Source organism: Nocardia sp. alder85J (genome assembly GCF_020176955.2).
Taxonomy (GTDB): Bacteria; Actinomycetota; Actinomycetes; order Mycobacteriales; family Mycobacteriaceae; genus Nocardia.
Genome location: NZ_JAIUCZ020000003.1, coordinates 478,573 through 496,779, shown reverse-complemented (window position 1 = coordinate 496,779; position 18,207 = coordinate 478,573). Strand labels below are relative to the sequence as shown.

General features: G+C 68.9%; 17 protein-coding genes. 11 read left to right on the top strand and 6 right to left on the bottom strand.

Annotated elements, in window-relative coordinates; translation table 11 throughout:
- The first annotated feature begins 175 nt into the window (after nucleotides 1-175).
- From LBW94_RS13450 to LBW94_RS13430, 5 genes are all read left to right on the top strand, one after another.
- Nucleotides 176-1,069, top strand: coding sequence for an aminodeoxychorismate lyase (locus LBW94_RS13450; protein WP_225054141.1), 894 nt, complete (start codon nucleotides 176-178; stop codon nucleotides 1,067-1,069).
- Nucleotides 1,070-1,246: 177 nt separating this feature from the next.
- Nucleotides 1,247-2,710 (top strand): cytochrome ubiquinol oxidase subunit I, encoded by a 1,464-nt coding sequence (locus tag LBW94_RS13445; protein WP_225054143.1) that lies wholly within the window; start codon nucleotides 1,247-1,249, stop codon nucleotides 2,708-2,710.
- A 10-nt stretch (nucleotides 2,711-2,720) separates the two neighbouring features.
- Nucleotides 2,721-3,809: a cytochrome d ubiquinol oxidase subunit II gene (cydB, locus tag LBW94_RS13440; RefSeq protein WP_225054144.1), complete on the top strand. Its 1,089-nt coding sequence runs from the start codon at nucleotides 2,721-2,723 to the stop codon at nucleotides 3,807-3,809.
- 4 nt (nucleotides 3,810-3,813) lie between these two features.
- Nucleotides 3,814-5,547, top strand: a complete 1,734-nt coding sequence (gene cydD, locus LBW94_RS13435; protein ID WP_225054146.1) for a thiol reductant ABC exporter subunit CydD — start codon at nucleotides 3,814-3,816, stop codon at nucleotides 5,545-5,547.
- A 52-nt stretch (nucleotides 5,548-5,599) separates the two neighbouring features.
- Nucleotides 5,600-7,270 carry an ATP-binding cassette domain-containing protein gene (locus LBW94_RS13430; RefSeq protein ID WP_225054148.1) on the top strand — a complete coding sequence of 557 codons (1,671 nt, stop codon included), beginning with the start codon at nucleotides 5,600-5,602 and terminating at the stop codon, nucleotides 7,268-7,270.
- Nucleotides 7,271-7,648: 378 nt separating this feature from the next.
- Here LBW94_RS13430 and LBW94_RS13425 read toward each other — a convergent pair whose 3' ends face one another.
- The 6 genes from LBW94_RS13425 to LBW94_RS13400 all read right to left on the bottom strand — a co-directional run bounded on the left by LBW94_RS13425 (nucleotide 7,649) and on the right by LBW94_RS13400 (nucleotide 12,067).
- On the bottom strand, nucleotides 7,649-8,248 hold the full coding sequence (locus LBW94_RS13425; protein ID WP_225054443.1) for an FABP family protein: 600 nt from the start codon (nucleotides 8,246-8,248) through the stop codon (nucleotides 7,649-7,651).
- A gap of 429 nt (nucleotides 8,249-8,677) precedes the next feature.
- Nucleotides 8,678-8,983 carry a DUF1416 domain-containing protein gene (locus tag LBW94_RS13420; RefSeq protein ID WP_225054150.1) on the bottom strand — a complete coding sequence of 102 codons (306 nt, stop codon included), beginning with the start codon at nucleotides 8,981-8,983 and terminating at the stop codon, nucleotides 8,678-8,680.
- Between the two features lie 5 nt (nucleotides 8,984-8,988).
- Complete coding sequence (locus LBW94_RS13415; protein WP_225054151.1) at nucleotides 8,989-9,822, bottom strand: sulfurtransferase; 834 nt, start codon at nucleotides 9,820-9,822, stop codon at nucleotides 8,989-8,991.
- A 32-nt stretch (nucleotides 9,823-9,854) separates the two neighbouring features.
- Nucleotides 9,855-10,349 (bottom strand): DUF4395 domain-containing protein, encoded by a 495-nt coding sequence (locus tag LBW94_RS13410; RefSeq protein ID WP_225054153.1) that lies wholly within the window; start codon nucleotides 10,347-10,349, stop codon nucleotides 9,855-9,857.
- A 303-nt stretch (nucleotides 10,350-10,652) separates the two neighbouring features.
- The gene (locus tag LBW94_RS13405; protein WP_225054155.1) at nucleotides 10,653-11,111 is read right to left on the bottom strand and encodes a thioredoxin family protein; all 459 of its coding nucleotides are present in this window, start codon (nucleotides 11,109-11,111) and stop codon (nucleotides 10,653-10,655) included.
- Nucleotides 11,108-12,067: an LmeA family phospholipid-binding protein gene (locus tag LBW94_RS13400; RefSeq protein ID WP_255633664.1), complete on the bottom strand. Its 960-nt coding sequence runs from the start codon at nucleotides 12,065-12,067 to the stop codon at nucleotides 11,108-11,110. Before LBW94_RS13400 ends, LBW94_RS13405 begins: the two co-directional genes overlap by 4 nt.
- A 190-nt stretch (nucleotides 12,068-12,257) precedes the next feature.
- On the opposite strand from LBW94_RS13400, the gene LBW94_RS13395 reads away from it, so the two are divergent.
- The 6 genes from LBW94_RS13395 (at nucleotide 12,258) to pstB (ending at nucleotide 18,162) form a co-directional block, all read left to right on the top strand.
- Nucleotides 12,258-13,028, top strand: a complete 771-nt coding sequence (locus LBW94_RS13395) for a winged helix-turn-helix transcriptional regulator (protein WP_225054157.1) — start codon at nucleotides 12,258-12,260, stop codon at nucleotides 13,026-13,028.
- Nucleotides 13,025-13,969 carry a mycothiol synthase gene (mshD, locus tag LBW94_RS13390; protein ID WP_225054159.1) on the top strand — a complete coding sequence of 315 codons (945 nt, stop codon included), beginning with the start codon at nucleotides 13,025-13,027 and terminating at the stop codon, nucleotides 13,967-13,969. Before LBW94_RS13395 ends, mshD begins: the two co-directional genes overlap by 4 nt.
- A 305-nt stretch (nucleotides 13,970-14,274) precedes the next feature.
- Nucleotides 14,275-15,393, top strand: coding sequence for a phosphate ABC transporter substrate-binding protein PstS (pstS, locus tag LBW94_RS13385; protein ID WP_225054160.1), 1,119 nt, complete (start codon nucleotides 14,275-14,277; stop codon nucleotides 15,391-15,393).
- Between the two features lie 90 nt (nucleotides 15,394-15,483).
- On the top strand, nucleotides 15,484-16,467 hold the full coding sequence (pstC, locus tag LBW94_RS13380; RefSeq protein WP_416276880.1) for a phosphate ABC transporter permease subunit PstC: 984 nt from the start codon (nucleotides 15,484-15,486) through the stop codon (nucleotides 16,465-16,467).
- Nucleotides 16,467-17,366: a phosphate ABC transporter permease PstA gene (gene pstA / locus LBW94_RS13375; RefSeq protein ID WP_225054162.1), complete on the top strand. Its 900-nt coding sequence runs from the start codon at nucleotides 16,467-16,469 to the stop codon at nucleotides 17,364-17,366. Before pstC ends, pstA begins: the two co-directional genes overlap by 1 nt.
- 19 nt (nucleotides 17,367-17,385) lie before the next feature.
- Nucleotides 17,386-18,162 carry a phosphate ABC transporter ATP-binding protein PstB gene (gene pstB, locus LBW94_RS13370; protein ID WP_225054164.1) on the top strand — a complete coding sequence of 259 codons (777 nt, stop codon included), beginning with the start codon at nucleotides 17,386-17,388 and terminating at the stop codon, nucleotides 18,160-18,162.
- The last annotated feature ends 45 nt before the right edge of the window (nucleotides 18,163-18,207 follow it).

The following is an 18,207-nucleotide window of genomic DNA, read 5'->3' as shown; positions in this document are numbered from 1 at the left end:
CAACCACTGTATGGGAAACCGGCGCGGTCGGGGTGGGCCACCTCCGGCCGCACCCGTTCGACGTTCGGGGTTGCCGTGGCACATTTAGTGACACAGGGTTTGTTTAGATGGCCGAATTGTGTACCGAGGGTTCGGTAGCCCTTCGTGGAACGCCCTGTTGGCCTAGGCTGCCCGCATGGTGGATCGAGTTCTGGTGACTCTCGATGGCGCGATCCGGGACCTGGACGAGCCGTTGCTCTACGCGGACGACATCGGGCTGCTGCGTGGTGACGGCATCTTCGAGACCGTGCTGCTCCGGGACGGCAAGGCCTGCGCGCTGGAACTACATCTGGCCCGGTTGCGCCGGTCCGCGGAGGCGCTGGACCTACCGGAACCCGATCTGGGGCGCTGGCGCCGCGCGGTCGAGCTGGCGGCGAAGGAGTGGGGCACCGAGCAGGAGGGCACGCTGCGCATGGTGTTCACCCGCGGGCGCGACACCGAGCCGCCGACGTCGTACGGCGGCCCCGGCGGCACCTCCTTCGTCCTCGTGGTGCCCGTGCCCGAACGCGTGAACAAGGCTCGCGCCGAAGGGATTTCGGTGATCACCCTGGCGCGCGGCACCTCGATCGAACTCGCACCCACCGCACCCTGGCTGTTGCTCGGCGCCAAGACGCTGTCCTATGCGACCAATATGGCCGCGCTGCGCTTCGCCGCGCGCAATCACGCGGACGACGTCATCTTCACCAGCCCCGAACATCGGGTCCTCGAGGGGCCCCGCTCGACTGTGGTCATCCAGCGCGACGAGAAGCTGATCACCCCGCCGGTCCGCAACGGCGTGCTGCCCGGGATCACCCAGCGGGCGCTGTTCGCCGAGGCGGGCAAGGCCGGGTGGGACTGCCGGTACGAGCCGTGCTTCGTGGCCGATCTGATCACCGCCGACAGCGTCTGGCTACTGTCCAGTGTCACCCTCGCCGCCCGGGTCGCCTCGCTGGACGGATTGCGCATGTCGGCGCCGGAGCGGGCCGCGGAGATCCCGGAACTGGTGGATCGCGGAATCTCCCGGCTCTGGAGTCTTACCGACTGGAAGTAGGCGTCGGCGGCACATACCGGTCCCGCGGTCCGGCCGCATGCCCGCCGTATGGCGCGGATCCCGAATATCGCTATCGCGCAGCAAAAGTACCGGAGTGTCGTGACCTAGGACTCGTTGCCCGGCCGCGGATCCCGCGTAGCCTTTACTACGACACGTCGTAGTACGGCAGGAGGCCGCATGAATGTCGTCGATGTCGCGCGCTGGCAGTTCGGGATCACCACCGTCTATCACTTCATCTTCGTGCCGTTGACGATCGGGCTGGCCGGTCTGATCGCCGTCATGGAGACGGTGTGGGTGGCGACCGGCCGGGACACCTGGGTGCGGCTGACCAAATTCTTCGGGAAACTGTTCCTGATCAATTTCGCCATCGGTGTCGCGACGGGCATCGTGCAGGAATTCCAGTTCGGGATGGCCTGGAGCGAATATTCGCGCTTCGTGGGCGACGTCTTCGGCGCGCCGCTGGCGATGGAGGCGCTGGTCGCCTTCTTCCTGGAGTCCACCTTCCTGGGGTTGTGGCTGTTCGGCTGGACCCGGCTGCCGAAGGCGGTGCATCTGGCCTGCATCTGGCTGGTGGCGATCGGCACCGCCGCCTCCGCGTACTTCATCGTCGCCGCCAACTCGTTCATGCAGCATCCGGTCGGTGCGGAGTACAACCCCGAGACCGGGCGCGCGGAACTGCACAGCATCGGGAAGGTGCTGACGAATCCGACGACGCTGGCGGCCTATCCGCACATCATCGCCGGGGCCTACATCGTCGCGGGCGCCTTCGTCGCCGCGATCGCGCCCTGGTGGCTGGTGCGCGAGGCCCACGCCGGTCGCGCCGCCGACGCGAACGCGATGTGGCGACCGGCCGCGTGGCTGGGTGTCTGGGTGGTCGTCGCCTCGGCGATCGTGCTGTTCTTCACCGGCGACATGCAGGGCAAACTGATGTTCCAGCAGCAGCCGATGAAGATGGCGTCCGCGGAATCGTTGTGCCACACCCAGGTCGACCCGGACTTCTCGGTGCTCACCACCGGCACCCACAACAACTGCGACAGCATCACCCACCTCATCGAGGTGCCGTATGTGCTGCCCTATCTGGCCGAGAGCAAGTTCTCCGGCGTGAAACTGGAGGGCGTCAAGGATCTCCAGGCCGCCTACAACCAGAAGTTCGGCCCCGGCGACTACCGGCCCAACCTGTTCGTCACCTATTGGAGCTTCCGGGCGATGATCGGCTTCCTGGCCGGCCCGGCCCTGCTGGTGCTGGCGGCGTTCTGGACCATGTGGCGCGGCCGGATGCCGCGGCAGCGCTGGCTGCCCTGGGTGGGGGCGTTCGCGGTGGTGACGCCGTTCCTGGCCAACAGCGCCGGCTGGGTGTTCACCGAGATGGGCCGGCAGCCGTGGGTGGTCGCCCCCAATCCGACCGGCGACCCGCACATCCGGATGACGGTGCAGCAGGGCGTATCCGGGCTGTCGGCCGGGACGGTGCTGACCTCGCTGATCGTCTTCACCCTGCTCTACGGCGCGCTGGCGGTGGTGTGGTTCTACCTGATGCGCCGCTATGCCTGGGCCGGACCGGAACCCGCGCATGCCGTTTCGGGCGCGGAATCCGCCGAGGACGCGGAATCCGTTGCTGTGGAAAAGCTTTCGTTCGCCTACTGAGGAGCCTGCCATGAGTCTGCCGGAATTCTGGTTCTTGCTGATCGGGGTGCTGTTCACCGGCTATTTCGTGCTGGAGGGCTTCGACTTCGGCGTGGGCATGCTGATGCCGTTGCTGGGCCGCGGCGACGACACCCGGCGCCGCGCCCTGCTCAACACCATCGGCCCGGTCTGGGACGGCAACGAGGTGTGGCTGCTGACCGCCGGCGGCGCGATGTTCGCGGCCTTCCCGGAGTGGTACGCCAGCCTGTTCTCCGGATTCTATCTGGCGCTGCTGCTGATCCTGGTGGCGCTGATCGTGCGGGCCTGTGCGATCGAATATCGCGGCAAGATCGACGATCCGCGCTGGCGGGTCTGGTGCGACGCCGCGATCGGGTTCGGGTCGTGGATACCGGCCGTCGCCTGGGGCCTGGCCTTCGCGAACATCGTGCACGGCGTGCGACTGAACGGGCACCGGCAGGTCGAGGGCGGCCTGCTGCATCTGCTGGCGCCCTACGCCCTGCTCGGCGCGCTGACCACCGCGCTGCTGTTCGCGCTGCACGGCGCCGTCTTCATCGGCCTGAAAACCGGTGGGGAGATCCGTGATTCGGCCGATCGGGTGGCGCGGACGCTGCTGCTGCCGACCGCGATCGTGGTGGCCGTGTTCGGGGTCTGGACGCAGCTGTCCTACGGCAAGGGCTGGACCTGGGCGCCGCTGGGCGTCGCGGTGGCCGGACTGCTGATCGCCGGCGCCGCGGTCTTCGCCAGGCGCGACGGCTGGGCGTTCACCGGCACCGCGCTCACCATCGCGGCGGCGGTGACGTTGCTGTTCGGCGCGCTGTTCCCGTATGTGCTGCCCTCGACGATCGACCCCGCCTACGGACTGACCGTCGACGGCCGCACCGTCGCCGGGCACGCCACCGTCGCCGCCTCCTCCACCCACTACACGCTGGTGGTGATGAGCTGGGTCGCCGTGGTGATGACGCCGGTGGTGCTGCTCTATCAGGGCTGGACGTACTGGGTGTTCCGCAAGCGCATCACCGTCGAGCAGATCCCGGCGCCGACCGGCCTGCCGCTCGAGGCGGTCGCCTACGGGCGGCACGCCAAGCCTGCCGGAGCGTAGTCCGATGGCCGCGCCGGTGGATCCGCGACTGTGGCGACATGCCCGCTCGGCTCGCCGCTATCTCGTTGTGGCCGTGGCACTCTCACTGGTGACCACGGCCGGGATCGTGGTGGCGGCGCTCGCCCTGGCCCGGGTGCTGGCGGGGGTGATCACCGATCCGGCCCGCCGCGACATCGCCGGCTGGAGTACCGCACTCGCGGTCTTCGCCACCGCCGTGCTGTGCCGGGTGGCCGCCACCTGGTGGCAGGCCCGGCTGGCGCACCGCGCCGGCGCGCGGGTCGTCGCCGAGCTGGAAACCGCGGTGCTGGCGGCCGCCTCCGAACTGCCGCCGCGCGAATTGGAAGCCCGCCGTACCGAATTGGCGGTGGTGGTCGCCGACGGGCTGTCCGGCCTGCGGCCGTACTTCAGCGGCTATCTCCCGGCCCTGCTGCTCGCGGTGCTGGTGCCGCCGTGCGTGCTCGCGGTGGTGGCCGCGCACGACCCGGTGTCCGGCGGCATCATCGCGGTCACGCTGCCGCTGATCCCGGTGTTCATGGTGCTGATCGGGCGGATGACCCAGGGCCGCGCGGCCGCGACGTTGGCGGCGGCCACCCGGCTGTCGGATCAGCTGCTGGACCTGTTCGCGGGCCTGCCGACCCTGCGTGCGCTCGGCCGCGAGAATCCGAGCGCGGCAGCGACTTCCGCCACCACGATGCGGCACCGGGTGCACGCGCTGGGCGTCACGCTGCGCGAACGCACGATGGCGGCGCTGCGGGTGGCCTTCCTGTCGTCGATGGTGCTGGAACTGCTGGCCACCCTCTGCGTCGCGCTGGTGGCGGTCTCGATCGGCATGCGCCTGGTGTTCGGCCACATGGGCCTGTACGCCGGGCTGCTCGCCCTGATCCTCGCCCCGGAGGTGTACCTGCCGCTCCGGGCCGTCGGCGAGCGCTTCCACGCCGCCCAGGACGGAATGGCGGCCGCCGACAAGGCTTTCCGGCTACTGGACGACCCGGCCCGCATTCCGGCCGGCACCCGCCGGCTCCCGGATCCGCACCCGATCATCGAGCTCCGCGACCTGTCGGTACCCGCCCGCGACGGCCTGGCCCCGTCCAGCCTCTCGGCACATCTGCGGCCCGGCAGCGTGACCGTCCTCACCGGCCCCAACGGCTGCGGCAAAACGACTGCACTGCAAGCAATCCTGGGCCTGATTGCGCCCGCACACGGCGACGTGCTGATCGCCGGGATCCCGGTCACCGACCTCGACCGGGACGACTGGTGGAGCCGGGTGGCCTGGCTCCCGCAACGACCCGCCCTGCTGCCCGGCTCACTGCGCGAGAACCTGGACCTGCTCGGCCCGGTCGGCGCGGCATCTCCGAAGGCTCTGCGCAATGCTTGCGCGGCAACGGGTTTCGACGACGTGCTGGAAGACCTGCCGGACGGCTGGGACACCGTGGTGGGTACCGGCGGCGCCGGCCTGTCCCTGGGGCAGCGTCAGCGCCTGGCGCTGACCCGAACCCTGCTGGTGGAGCGGCCGATCCTGCTGCTGGACGAGCCCACCGCACACCTGGACGAGGCCGCCGAAGCCCGCGTACTGGCCGCCCTCACCGCTCGTGCCCGCTCCGGCGCCACGGTGATCCTGATCGGCCACCGACCCACCGTCCTGGCCGTGGCCGACGAGGTGATCGTGGTCTCGGCCACGCCCGGAACCGATCCCGATCCAACATTGGCGCACATGAGCCATCTGGAGCCGGTCGGATGAACGTGCGGGACGGGGGCTTTTCGATGATATTCGCAGGAGGCGGTGCGGTCGGATGAGTTCGGTGCTGAACGATTTTCGGCGGATGCGGGAGTTGGCGGGGCTGCCGTGGTGGCGGGTCGCGGTGTCGGTGGGGTGGGGCGTGTCGGCGCTGGGCAGCGGGCTGGGGCTGGCCGGGCTGGCGGCCTGGCTGATCGCACGGGCCTGGGAGATGCCGCACGTGCTGGAGCTCAGCGTGGCCGTGGTGATCGTGCGGGCGCTGGGGATTTCGCGGGGGGTGTGCCGGTATGTGGAGCGGTTGGCGACGCACGATGCGGCGTTGCGGGCGATGACGCAGGCGCGGGCCGGGGTCTACGCGGCGCTGGCGGCGGCGGATGTCTGGAGTCTGCGACGCGAGCGGGCCGAGGACGATCCGACCCGGTTGCGGCGCGGCGATCTGCTCACCCGGATCGGCCGGGACATCGACGATCTCGGTGCGGTCGTGGTGCGCGCGGTGGTGCCGATCGCAGTGGCGGTGGTGCTGTCGGTGGCGTCGGTGGTGGCGTTGGCGACGATCTCGGTGGGTGCGGCGGGGGTGCTCGCGGCCGCGCTGGCGGTGGCCGGGGTGGTGGCGCCCTGGTTGTCGGCGCGGGCCGCTCGGGCGGCGGAAATCGCGGTGCGGGCGGATCGGATCGCGTTCACGACGGCGGCGGTGACCGTGCTCGACCACGCACCGGAACTGCGGGTCGCCGGTCGTCTCGAGGCGGCGCGGCGGGCTGCGGACGAGGCCGGTTCGCGCGCGGTGGCCGCCGAGGATCGGGCCGCCTCGCGGAGCGCGTGGGCGGTGGCGGCCCTGCCGTTGTCGATCGGGGCCAGTGTGCTCGGTGCCCTGCTGATCGGAATTCTGTTGTACGGCAGTGGTTCCGGGGCAGCGGCCGGGCCGATGCAGCCGGCGCCGCCGGGCGGGATCACGCCGATGGCGCTGGCCGTGCTGGTATTGCTGCCGTTGTCGGCCTTCGAGGCGGTGGCGGTGCTGCCCGCCGCCGCGCAGGCGCTCACCCACGGGCGGGCCGCGATCGGTCGCATCACTGCCGCGGAGTCGGTTCGGAATACGTTGTCGCCCAAGGGTTTACCGCCGATGCCTGCCGGGCGGCGGATCGCGGTGGTGGGTCCCAGCGGCGCCGGGAAGACCACCTTGCTGATGGCGTGGGCCGGGCTGTTCGGTACCCCGCGGCCGGGGATCACCTTCTTCGCGGAGGACGCGCATCTGTTCGGCACCACGGTGCTGGAGAACCTCCGGGTCGCGCGCGGGGACCTGTCGCCCGCGGCGGCCGAGGCCGCGTTGCGGGCGGTGGGGGCGGGCGCCTGGCTGGACGGGCTGCCCGACGGGGTGGACACCGACCTGGTCGGTGGCGCGGCGGCGGTGTCGGGCGGGCAGCGGCGACGCATCCTGCTGGCGCGGGCGCTGGTCTCACCGGCCCGGGTGCTGCTGCTGGACGAGCCGACCGAACATCTGGAGGCGCGGGCGGGTGCGGATCTGCTGTGCGCGTTGCTGGACGACACCAGTGGGCTGGTGGATCCGGACCGCACGGTCGTGGTGGTCACGCACCGGCTGCCGCCGGATCATCGCGCCGATGTCGTGGTCGAGGTGGCGCCGGGCGGTGCCGTGACGATCCGGCCGGTGTCCGGCGATAGCGTCCTGACCAGCGATTCCGCGCTGCGCGAAAATGCGTTGCCGATCCGTTGAGCGCGGACTACCTTGATCTTTACACGGGAAAGGAGGTGGTTCCAAGAATGAGTAATCTTAGGACGCGTGAGGTGACTGCCGGCTAGGCATCACCGCTGCAAACGGGTTCCGTTCGCGCGAATGCCGAACCAATCCAAGGCAGTCACCCGGCCCCCGAGTCCCCGATCGGTCCGATCGGGATCGTGAGAGGTTCGCCTCCGCGATATGGCTCGGGGGTCGTTCCATATCCGGATCAGCTTGGTGGCGAACAACTCTCGGAGATCGCTCGCGGCCCGCCGGGGGAGAGAGCTCCCGCGGGCGGGTGTCGGAGGGCCTGCCGGTGACGAGAGATCCGGCCTCGGTGCGAGATGCCGGATTCGTGTCGGGACTTGTTGCCGCTCAGCCGATGTAGCGCTGGAGGCGTGCGGAGAGCCGGGGTTCGAGGGCGCCGTCGGCGACCACGCGCTCCTCGACGTAACCGAGGTCGCCGCCCTCCACGATGCCGTAGAGGCGCTTGGCCCCGCCGACCACCGCGCCGGACTGGCTGCGGATCACCACATCGGTGGCCAGCTCCCAGGACGATTGCGTGAGAGCCTGGCCGTAGAACAGCTCGACGATGCCGGAACTGTGCGTGAGCAGCAGCTCGATCACCTCGTCGTCGCCGTCGATCCCGACCCGCCAGAAACCGCTCTCGCGCAGATCGGGCCCGGCGTAGTTGCCGTCGGTGTCGATCACCCAGGAGCGGGAATTCCAGGTCAGATAATCGCCGCCGTCGTGCGAGACGATGATCTGCTGACCGAAGTGGTAGTCGCCGCGCTCGGGATCGTTGCCCTCACCCTCACCGCGCCACACGCCGACCAGAGGCAGCAGCGCCAGCATGGCGGAACTCAGATCCGGACCCTGCCGCAGATTCGCCGTATCGTCGGGCAGCGGGAGATCCGGGAGCTGCGGAATGTTGCGGCTCCCGGTGGATTTGGCACGATCGGCAGCAACAGCCACGGCATCGTCGCCACTGCGGCGGGCCGCATCGTCAGCACTGCGGCGGGCCGCATCGTCAGCACTGCGGCGGGCCGCATCGTCAGCACTGCGGCGGGCCGCATCGTCGCCACGATGGCGGGCGGTGTCGTCAGCGCCGCGCTGAGCCGCATCATCGGTGCGGCCCGTGTCGTCGGCCGACTGTTTCGGCGCCGTCCCGTTCGTCGCTACCTGCTCGACGTGCTCGTGCGCCGAGTCGCTCACGACTCGGTGAACAGCCGGTAGAGGACGTACAGACCGAACCATGCGATGAGCACGGAAACGAGGACCAGCAGAATCTCGAAGGCAAGGACCACGCAGAGCAGTTTAGCTCCGCCGTGCCGGGGACATGCGAACGGCCCCGGGAAAATATCCCGGGGCCGTGCACACGGTTGCCGAATGGTAAGCGGCGACCTACTTGGCGACGGTGATGTCCACGTTGTGGATGCCGGCGCCCTCGGGCTTCACCTGCGCCGTGCCGTTGCCGGACGACGACAGGGCCCGGAGGGTCCAGCTGCCGGGGGCGGCGAAGAAACGGAAATCACCGGTGCCGGAGGCGACGACCTCCGCGGTGAACTCGTCACCGGAATCCAGCAGACGGACGAACGCACCGCCGACCGGGTTGCCGTCGGCGTCCAGGACACGGCCGGTGATGACCGTCTCCTTCTCGGTATCGACATTCGCGGGCAGGGTCTGGCCCTGGGTAGGTGCAGCACACATGTCTATTACGCTCCCAACTCGATCGGTGCACCGACGAGGGAGCCGTACTCGGTCCAGCTCCCGTCGTAGTTCTTGACGTTCTCGTGGCCCAACAGCTCCTGCAGCACGAACCAGGTGTGCGAGGAGCGCTCACCGATGCGGCAGTAGGCGATGGTCTGCTTCTGGCCGTCCAGACCGGCCTCGGCGTAGATCTCCGCCAGCTCCGCATCCGACTTGAAGGTACCGTCCTCGTTCGCGGCCTTGCTCCACGGCACGTTGATCGCGCTCGGGATGTGGCCGGGACGCTGGCTCTGCTCCTGCGGCAGGTGCGCGGGAGCCAGGATCTTGCCGGAGAACTCGTCGGGCGAACGCACGTCGACCAGGTTCTTGCTGCCGATGGCGGCGATGACCTCGTCGCGGAAGGCCCGGATGGACAGGTCCTGCTCGGCCGCCTTGTAGGCGGTGGCCGGCCGGCTCACGGCGTCCTTGGACAGCGGGCGCCCGTCGAGCTCCCACTTCTTGCGGCCGCCGTCGAGCAGCTTGACGTTCTGGTGGCCGTACAGCTTGAAGTACCAGTAGGCGTAGGCGGCGAACCAGTTGTTGTTGCCGCCGTACAGGACCACGGTGTCGTCGTTGCCGATACCGCGGGCGGACAGCAGATCGGAGAACTGCTCCCGGTTCACGAAGTCACGGCGAACCTGGTCCTGCAGGTCCTTCTTCCAGTCGAGCCGGACGGCGCCCTCGATGTGGCCCGTTTCATAGGCGGAGGTGTCCTCGTCGACCTCGACGATGACGACGCCGGGGGCGTTGAGGTTCTCTTCGACCCAGTCTGCGGAGACCAGGACATCGGAGCGAGCCATATTGTTCCTTTCAGAGGTGACTTGCCAGGAGGCTAGGCAGGGGAATCGGTCGCGGCGGGCAGTACCCGCAACACGAGGGGATACATCATGCAGCCCAGGCAGACGCCGAAGGCCGCATTGAGGAAGGCCGCGAACAGGGCGAACGCGGTGAAGATCGCGCCGAAGACGACGCTGCCCGCGACGAACCCGACGAAGCCGAGCACCGCGAAGATCAGACCCACCAGCTGGGCGAAGCGCAGCGGCGCCACCGGCTCGGCCTCCGAGACCGGCGACAGTCGCGGCGCGACCAGGGTGGCGTAGAGCCGGCCGTACGGGCTGCGCCGCGGGCCGAGGAGTGCGCCGAGCGCGAACACCAGCGCCTGCACGCCGAGCAGCACTGCCGCCACGGTGGTACCGAAGGCCGCCGCGAGCAGCACCACGACCAGCACGGCCGTGGTCACCCAGGCGGCGAAGCGCGGACCGCGCACGTCGACCTGCCCCGCGGGCGGTCTCGGCCGGGTGGCGGCAACAGTGTTTTCATCGGACATGGTGCAAGCTCCTGCGCTGGGAAGTAGGCCAGTTTTCTCCGGATACCGGGCATCGGTACGTGATTCGTCCACGCGGCGAAGAACACAACCGGTCGGCAACAGGGGAAGACGAAGGGCCGACCGGCTAGCGGCACAGGCAGCAACAACCGCCGAGCCGACACAGATCAACTGTGCGGCGTCGGGTGAGCATCAGCTCTCGGCGGGTATGCACGAGGAGGAGTTTACCTGCTTCTCGGGGGGAATTGGACCCGGGGTACGGAACTTTGTCACGAACCCGCTGGTCCGATCATGAACGAGCGGGCTTCAGGCGACCTGAGGCACGGTCAGCGGGCGGACCGCGCTGTGCAGGTCGGCTGCTCGCGGTACTCCCGAGATGCGGAACCGCTCGCGCCCGTCGGCGTCGAAGACGAAGGTGGTGGGCAGCGACAGCACGTTCAGTTCCCGCGCCAGCGCTGGCTGGTCGTCGATATCGATCTCGATGTCGCGCGGGGGCTGCGGGCTGTCGGCCAGTTCGGTGGCCACCCCGGCCACCACCCGCCGCACGGCCGCGCACGGGCCGCACCACTCGGCGGAGAAGTGCAGGATCACCGGCGCCTCCACGGTGACGCCCGCGGCGGCCAGCAGTCCGGCGCGGACACCCGCGTCGTCGGCCGTGAGATTCCTGCCGGGGGTCTCGCGGGCCCGGCCCTCCCGGTTCCGCAGGATCAGCCCGGCGGCCAGTCCGGCCAGCAGGACGACCACCAGAATGATCAAAGCCGTCATGGTCTCGCGAACCTGTCCATATCGATCGTCATGTCCTCACCTTTACCTTCCACGACGATGCCGCCGTATTCGGTCTTCACCTTGTTCGGGTGAACACCGAACGGCAGATCGCGGGTGTCGATGGTGCGGGTGAACCGGCTCAGGACCACCGACTTGTCCAGCAACGGGCCCTCGATGACCGGCGTCGAGATGGTGGTGGTGGCGGAGTCCTTCTCCTTCTCCTTGTAGAGATCGGTGGCGATGATGCGCACCTGGTCCCCGTCGAGGAGGAGATCCGCCTGCACGCTCACCCGCTGGGTGGTGCGCGGCTCGATGCCGGTCAGGATGGTGCCGGTCAATATCAGCTTACTGGTGGTGCTCGTCGGCGAATCGGCGGAGTTGCCCGCGGCATCGCTGCCGTCGCTGTTGGCGGCGCCCGCCGAGCCGTCGTCGGTCTGGTCCTTGTCGGCCGGTTTCAGCGAGACCGAGAGGTCGGGGATGCGGAACAGCCGGCCCAGTTCCACCGGCTCGATGCGCATCCGTCCCTCCACCTCGTCCACCGGCACCGACCGCAGATGGACATCGGCCAGATCGCCGGGCGGTACGTGCGCCCGGCTCAGCGTCGCCTCCACCACGATCTCCCCCGGAATGTCCGGCCGGACCGCGCGGGCGCGGATGTCCACCGTGCGGTAGGTCCCGCGCACGGCCTGCACCAGGAACGGGAAGCCGTGGATGGTGACCTCGGGATCGGCGGACAGCTGGGCGCCGGCGCGCAGCGAGCGCGACACCCGGTATTCGGAATAGGCGGCCACCGTGAAGTCCGCGACGACCGCCAGCGCGGCCAGCACGACCACGGCGCCGATCGCCCGGCGCACGATGATTCCGCGACGCCCCGCTTCCCCGCGCCGTCGGCCGCCGTCGGCCGCCGACGCCGCGTGTGTGCCGCTCGGAGCGGAGTTTCCCGGGGAGTTACCCATGTAGGCACGATATCTGTTGTGGCGTGCCCGGGCCTCCGGGTATGTGGCTCCGAACTGGGTTGGTTGCCCGGAATGCGTGGTGAACGGGATGGACGCGCTAATGTAGGCACGAATTACCTGTGCAGACTTGCATGGATTCGCGACGGACACCGAGGTTGCCGCGGACATGCCAGATAGGGAGGAGAGCTGAGTGGAGCTGCTCCTGCTGACATCCGATCCGAATCCGGAGTCGGTGTTGCCTTCGCTGGCGTTGCTGCCGCACAACGTCCGGCCGGCGCCTACCGAGGTCGCTTCGCTGCTCGAGGCCGGTACCGCGGACGTCGCGCTGGTCGATGCCCGCACCGATCTGGCCGCCGCCCGCGGTCTGTGCCGATTGCTCGGGAGTACCGGTTCGTCGGTACCCGTGGTGGCAGTGCTGACCGAGGGTGGTCTGGTGGCGGTCAACGCGGACTGGGGTCTCGACGACATCCTGTTACCCGGTACCGGGCCGGCCGAACTGGACGCCCGGTTGCGCCTGCTGGTGGCGCGCAACGGCGGCGCCGCGAGCCCGGAGAACACCGGCAAGATCACGCTGGGTGAGCTCGTGATCGACGAGGGCACCTACACCGCCCGGCTGCGCGGTCGTCCGCTCGACCTCACTTACAAGGAATTCGAGCTGCTGAAGTACCTCGCCCAGCACGCCGGCCGGGTGTTCACCAGGGCCCAGCTGCTGCAGGAGGTATGGGGGTACGACTTCTTCGGCGGCACCCGGACCGTCGACGTGCACGTCCGCCGACTGCGCGCCAAGCTCGGCACCGAGTACGAATCGCTGATCGGCACCGTCCGCAACGTGGGTTACAAGGCCGTCCGACCGGCCCGCACCACCAGCAAGGGCGAAGCGGTCACCACCTTCGCCGACGACGACGTCGAGGGCGGCACCGACGACTCACAGCTGACCCCCGCCAACGGATCGCTGTCGTGACCGGATCCGGGGCGGCGGCCCGGCCGGAGACGACGCCGGGTCCGCACGACTGGACCGACGCGCTCACGCCCGAGGTTGCCGGCCGGGTGCGCGAGGTCTTCGATCGCGCGGCCGCGGCCGACGGTGTCGACCCCTTGTCCGAACAAGTGACACTCTCGTTCACCTCGCCATCATCGGCCCGACATCTGGTCGCGCGCCGCGACGAGGCGGTGGCGGGCTATGCCAATCTGGTGGCCGCGCACGGTGGGCATCCGGCCATGGCTGAGGTCGTGGTGGACCCCAGACAGCGTGGCAGGGGCCTCGGCGCGGCCCTCGTGGCGGCGGCGCTGGCGGCCGGCGGTCCCGACGCCCGGGTCTGGGCACACGGCAATCTCGCGCCCGCGAAGGCGGTGGCCGGTCGGCTCGGCCTGCGGGTGGCCCGCGAGCTGTGGCAGATGCGCCGCAGTCTCGCAACCGGTGAGCTACCGGAGCTGCGGATTCCCGACGGGATCGAACTGCGCACGTACGCCGGGCCGGGTGACGACGCGGAGCTGCTGCGGGTCAACGGCGCGGCCTTCGACTGGCATCCGGAGCAGGGCGGCTGGACCGCGGCGGATGTCACCGCGCGGCGTGAGTCGTCCTGGTTCGACCCGGCCGGGCTGTTCGTCGCCGTCGATCCGGCGCGGCCGGATCGGATGCTGGGCTTCCATTGGACCAAGGTGCATCCGGCGACCGATACGGAACGGTCGGTGGGTGAGGTCTACGTGGTGGCCGTCGATCCGGCCGCTCAGGGGCGTGGGCTGGGCCGGCTGCTCACCCTGGCGGGCCTGCATTACCTGCGTGCACGCGAAAAGGGCGAAGTACTGCTCTATACCGAGGCCGACAACATCGCGGCCGTGCACACCTACACCCGGCTGGGGTTCGAGGTGGCCCACGTCGACGCCGCCTACGCAGCGGCCTAGCAGGTCCCGACGGCGGTCCGGAGGGTAGCGGCCGCGGCGTGGAACATCTCTTGTGGTCCGGAGAGCGGCGATCGCTCGAGGTGCGGGTTACATTGGGGCAAATCTCACAGACCGGACCCGTAATCGCGCCGGGTTGTTCACCCTCCGTTCATTGACCCAGGTCCCGCTGTCAACCGTCCCACCCTACGTTACTTGTGGGCAGCGCATCGCTGCCCGGTGCGGCGAGTTCCCTGTGAGTCGCTCACCACACGCCCGCCCGATCGTTGAGGGATCGGGCGTGTACGACACGATTCCCGGAGGACTAGGTGAATCTCAAGCGCACGAGCGCTCTCCTCGGTGTGCTGGCTGCGGCCGGTGCCCTGACTCTCTCGGCCTGTGGCAGCGACGACAATTCCAGCTCGTCGTCCGGCACCAGCGTCGCCAAGACCGCGGTCGACTGCGGTGGCAAGAAGGCCCTGAAGGCCAGCGGTTCCTCGGCACAGAAGAACGCCATGGACCGCTTCGTCGCCGCCTATCAGCAGAACTGCGACGGCTACAGCCTGGACTACACCTCCAGCGGCTCCGGCGCCGGTGTGAACGAGTTCATCGGTGGCCAGACCGACTTCGGTGGCACCGACTCGCCGCTGAACCCGAAGAACCAGGAGCCGGACAAGGCCAAGGCCCGTTGCGCGTCCGACGCCTGGGATCTGCCGACCGTCTTCGGCCCCATCGCCATCACCTTCAACCTGGGTGACGTCACCAAGCTGACCCTGGACGGCCCGACCGCCGCCAAGATCTTCAACGGCAGCATCACCAAGTGGGACGACCCGGCCATCAAGGCGCTGAACTCCGGCGTCACCCTGCCGGGCGACGCGATCCACGTGATCTACCGCAGCGACGACTCGGGCACCACCGACAACTTCCAGCTGTACCTGGACTCGGCGTCGAACGGCGCCTGGGGCAAGGGCGCGGGCAAGGCGTTCGCGGGTGGCGCCGGTGAGGGCGCCAAGGGCAACGAGGGCACCTCGGCGATCATCAAGGCCACCAAGGGTTCCATCACCTACAACGAGTGGTCCTTCGCCAAGTCGCAGAGCCTGAACATCGCGTCGGTCGTCACCTCCGCGGGCCCGACCCCGGTCGAGCTGACCATCGACTCCGCGCAGAAGGCCGTCTCCGGCGTGCAGGTCAAGGGCACCGGTAACGACCTGGTGCTGGACACCAGCTCCTTCTACAAGCCGACCCAGGCCGGCGCGTACCCGATCATGCTGGCCACCTACGAGGTCGTCTGCTCGAAGTACGCCGATGCGAACACCGCCAAGGCCGTCAAGGCGTTCCTGACCTCCGCGGTCGGTAACGGCCAGGCCGGTCTGGACCAGGCCGGGTACATCCCGCTGCCGGACGCGTTCAAGACCAAGCTCACCACCGCTATCAACGCCATCAACTGATTGCGCCTCCCCATGACCGTGCACGACGAAGTCGCCCCCGCGGGACAGTCCTCCGGGACTGCCCCGCGGGCGGGCGAAGAAGCTGCCACCATGTCCCTCGACACCACACCGGGAGCCTCGAGTCCGCTCAAGGCACGCACCGGACGCATGCACAGCAAGAACGCGGAATTCGCGTTCCGCTCGCTGGCCACGGCCGCGGGCGCGACGATCGTCGCGATGATCGCGCTGATCGCTTTGTTCCTGTTGATCCGTGCGGTGCCGTCGGTGGCGGCCAACAAGGCGAATTTCTTCGCCAGCACGGAATTCAATGTCCGTGACGCGAACAATCTGCGCTTCGGTATCCGCGACCTGTTCGCGGTGACCCTGCTCAGTTCGCTCATGGCATTGGTGATCGCGGTGCCGCTCGGTGTCGGGATCGCATTGTTCCTGACCCAGTACGCGCCGAAAGCGCTCGCCCGGCCGTTCGCCATGCTGGTGGATCTGCTGGCGGCGGTGCCTTCGATCGTGTTCGGTCTGTGGGGAATTCTGGTCCTGTCCCAGAAGCTGGCTCCGGTGGAGCAGTTCCTGAACGACAACCTGAGCTGGTTCTTCCTGTTCGACAAGGGCAATGTCTCGGTGGCCGGCGGTGGCACGATCTTCACCGCCGGCATCGTGCTCGCCGTGATGATCCTGCCGATCATCACCTCGGTCAGCCGCGAGGTGTTCAATCTGACCCCTCGCGCGCACATCGAGGCCGCGCAGGCGCTCGGCGCCACCAAGTGGGAGGTGGTGCGGATGACCGTGCTGCCGTACGGCCGCAGCGGTGTGATCGCCGGGTCCATGCTGGGCCTCGGTCGCGCCCTCGGTGAGACTATCGCGGTGCTGATCGTGCTGCACACCGCGGCCAAGGCCGGGCACTGGTCGCTGTTCGACGGCGGCTACACCTTCGCCTCGAAGATCGCCTCGGCCGCTTCCGAATTCAGTCAGGCGCTGCCCACCGGCGCCTACATCGCCGCCGGCTTCGTGCTGTTCGCGCTGACCTTCGTCGTCAACGCGCTGGCCCGGGTCGCGGCCGGTGGGAAGGTGAACGGCTGATGACCACGACTCTGGACCGCCCGATCAAGGCGCCGACCTTCCGGGATGTGAGCGCGGCCCGCAAGCTGCGCAACAACCTCGCCACCGGGGTCATGTGGCTGTGCTTCGCCATCGCGCTGGTTCCGCTGGGCTGGGTGCTGATCCTGGTCCTCCAGAAGGGCCTGCACGCGGCCACCCGCAACGGCTGGTGGACCAAGTCGCAGCGCGGCGTCCTGCCCGAGCAGTACGGCGGCGGTGTCTACCACGCCATCTACGGCACCATCGTGCAGTCGGCGATGGCCGCGGTGATCGCGGTGCCGCTGGGCATCCTGGCCGCGATCTTCCTGGTGGAGTACGGCCGGGGCTGGCTGGCCAAGGTCACCACCTTCATGGTCGACATCCTCGCCGGTGTGCCGTCGATCGTCGCCGCGCTGTTCGTGTTCGCCCTCTGGATCGCGACCTTCGGCTTCCCGCAGAGCGCGTTCGCGGTGTCGCTGGCGCTGGTGCTGCTGATGCTGCCCGTGGTGGTGCGCAGCACCGAGGAAATGCTGAAGCTGGTGCCCGACGAACTACGCGAGGCGTCCTACGCGCTCGGCATCCCCAAGTGGAAGACGATCCTGCGGATCGTCGTGCCGACCGCGGCACCCGGCATGATCAGCGGCATGCTGCTGGCTCTGGCCCGCGTCATGGGCGAGACCGCGCCGGTGCTGGTGCTGGTCGGCTACTCGAAGTCGATCAACTTCGACATCTTCAACGGCAACATGGCCTCGCTGCCGCTGCTGATCTACCAGGAGCTGGCCAACCCGGAGCCCGCCGGCCGGGCCCGGGTGTGGGGTGCGGCGCTGACGCTGATCCTGCTCATCGGGCTGCTGTACCTCGCCGCGGCGGCGGCGAACAAGCTGCTCACGCGGAACCGATAGAGGCGGAACGGAATTCACCATGGCCAAGCGGATCGATGTCAAAGATCTGAACATCTACTACGGGAAGTTCCACGCCGTCGCCGGTGTGTCGCTGACCGTGCTGCCGCGCAGCGTCACCGCCTTCATCGGTCCGTCCGGTTGCGGTAAGTCGACCGTGCTGCGTTCGCTGAACCGCATGCACGAGGTGACCCCGAGCGCGCGGGTCGAGGGTGCGGTGCTGCTCGACGGCGAGGACATCTACGGCGCCACCGTCGATCCGGTCGGCGTGCGCCGCACCATCGGCATGGTGTTCCAGCGGCCGAACCCGTTCCCCACCATGTCGATTCGCGACAACGTGGTGGCCGGGCTGAAGCTGCAGGGCGTGCGCGGCAAGAAGGAACTCGACGAGGTCGCCGAGCGCTCGCTGCGCGGCGCCAACCTCTGGAACGAGGTCAAGGACCGGCTGGACAAGCCGGGCGGCGGCCTGTCCGGTGGTCAGCAGCAGCGGTTGTGCATCGCGCGGGCCATCGCGGTCTCGCCCGACGTGCTGCTGATGGACGAGCCGTGTTCGGCGCTGGACCCGATCTCCACGCTGGCGATCGAGGACCTGATCGCCGAGCTGAAGAAGGAATTCACCATCGTCATCGTCACGCACAACATGCAGCAGGCGGCGCGGGTGAGTGATCAGACGGCGTTCTTCAACCTGGAGGCCCAGGGCAAGCCGGGCAAGCTCATCGAGATCGATGAGACGGAGAAGATCTTCTCCAACCCGTCGCGCAAGGAGACCGAGGACTACATCTCCGGCCGCTTCGGCTAGAGCCGGCCGGTCATCGTGTCGGCTGAGCCGGCCGGTCAACGCGGA

Bases quoted from the DNA above. Each gene is read 5' to 3' on its own strand.
- LBW94_RS13450 (WP_225054141.1), top strand. From the start codon at position 176: ATGGTGGATCGAGTTCTGGTGACTCTCGATGGCGCGATCCGGGACCTG.
- LBW94_RS13445 (WP_225054143.1), top strand. From the start codon at position 1,247: ATGAATGTCGTCGATGTCGCGCGCTGGCAGTTCGGGATCACCACCGTC.
- cydB (WP_225054144.1), top strand. From the start codon at position 2,721: ATGAGTCTGCCGGAATTCTGGTTCTTGCTGATCGGGGTGCTGTTCACC.
- cydD (WP_225054146.1), top strand. From the start codon at position 3,814: ATGGCCGCGCCGGTGGATCCGCGACTGTGGCGACATGCCCGCTCGGCT.
- LBW94_RS13430 (WP_225054148.1), top strand. From the start codon at position 5,600: ATGAGTTCGGTGCTGAACGATTTTCGGCGGATGCGGGAGTTGGCGGGG.
- LBW94_RS13420 (WP_225054150.1), bottom strand. From the start codon at position 8,983: ATGTGTGCTGCACCTACCCAGGGCCAGACCCTGCCCGCGAATGTCGAT.
- LBW94_RS13415 (WP_225054151.1), bottom strand. From the start codon at position 9,822: ATGGCTCGCTCCGATGTCCTGGTCTCCGCAGACTGGGTCGAAGAGAAC.
- LBW94_RS13410 (WP_225054153.1), bottom strand. From the start codon at position 10,349: ATGTCCGATGAAAACACTGTTGCCGCCACCCGGCCGAGACCGCCCGCG.
- LBW94_RS13405 (WP_225054155.1), bottom strand. From the start codon at position 11,111: ATGACGGCTTTGATCATTCTGGTGGTCGTCCTGCTGGCCGGACTGGCC.
- LBW94_RS13400 (WP_255633664.1), bottom strand. From the start codon at position 12,067: ATGGGTAACTCCCCGGGAAACTCCGCTCCGAGCGGCACACACGCGGCG.
- pstC (WP_416276880.1), top strand. From the start codon at position 15,484: ATGTCCCTCGACACCACACCGGGAGCCTCGAGTCCGCTCAAGGCACGC.
- pstA (WP_225054162.1), top strand. From the start codon at position 16,467: ATGACCACGACTCTGGACCGCCCGATCAAGGCGCCGACCTTCCGGGAT.
- pstB (WP_225054164.1), top strand. From the start codon at position 17,386: ATGGCCAAGCGGATCGATGTCAAAGATCTGAACATCTACTACGGGAAG.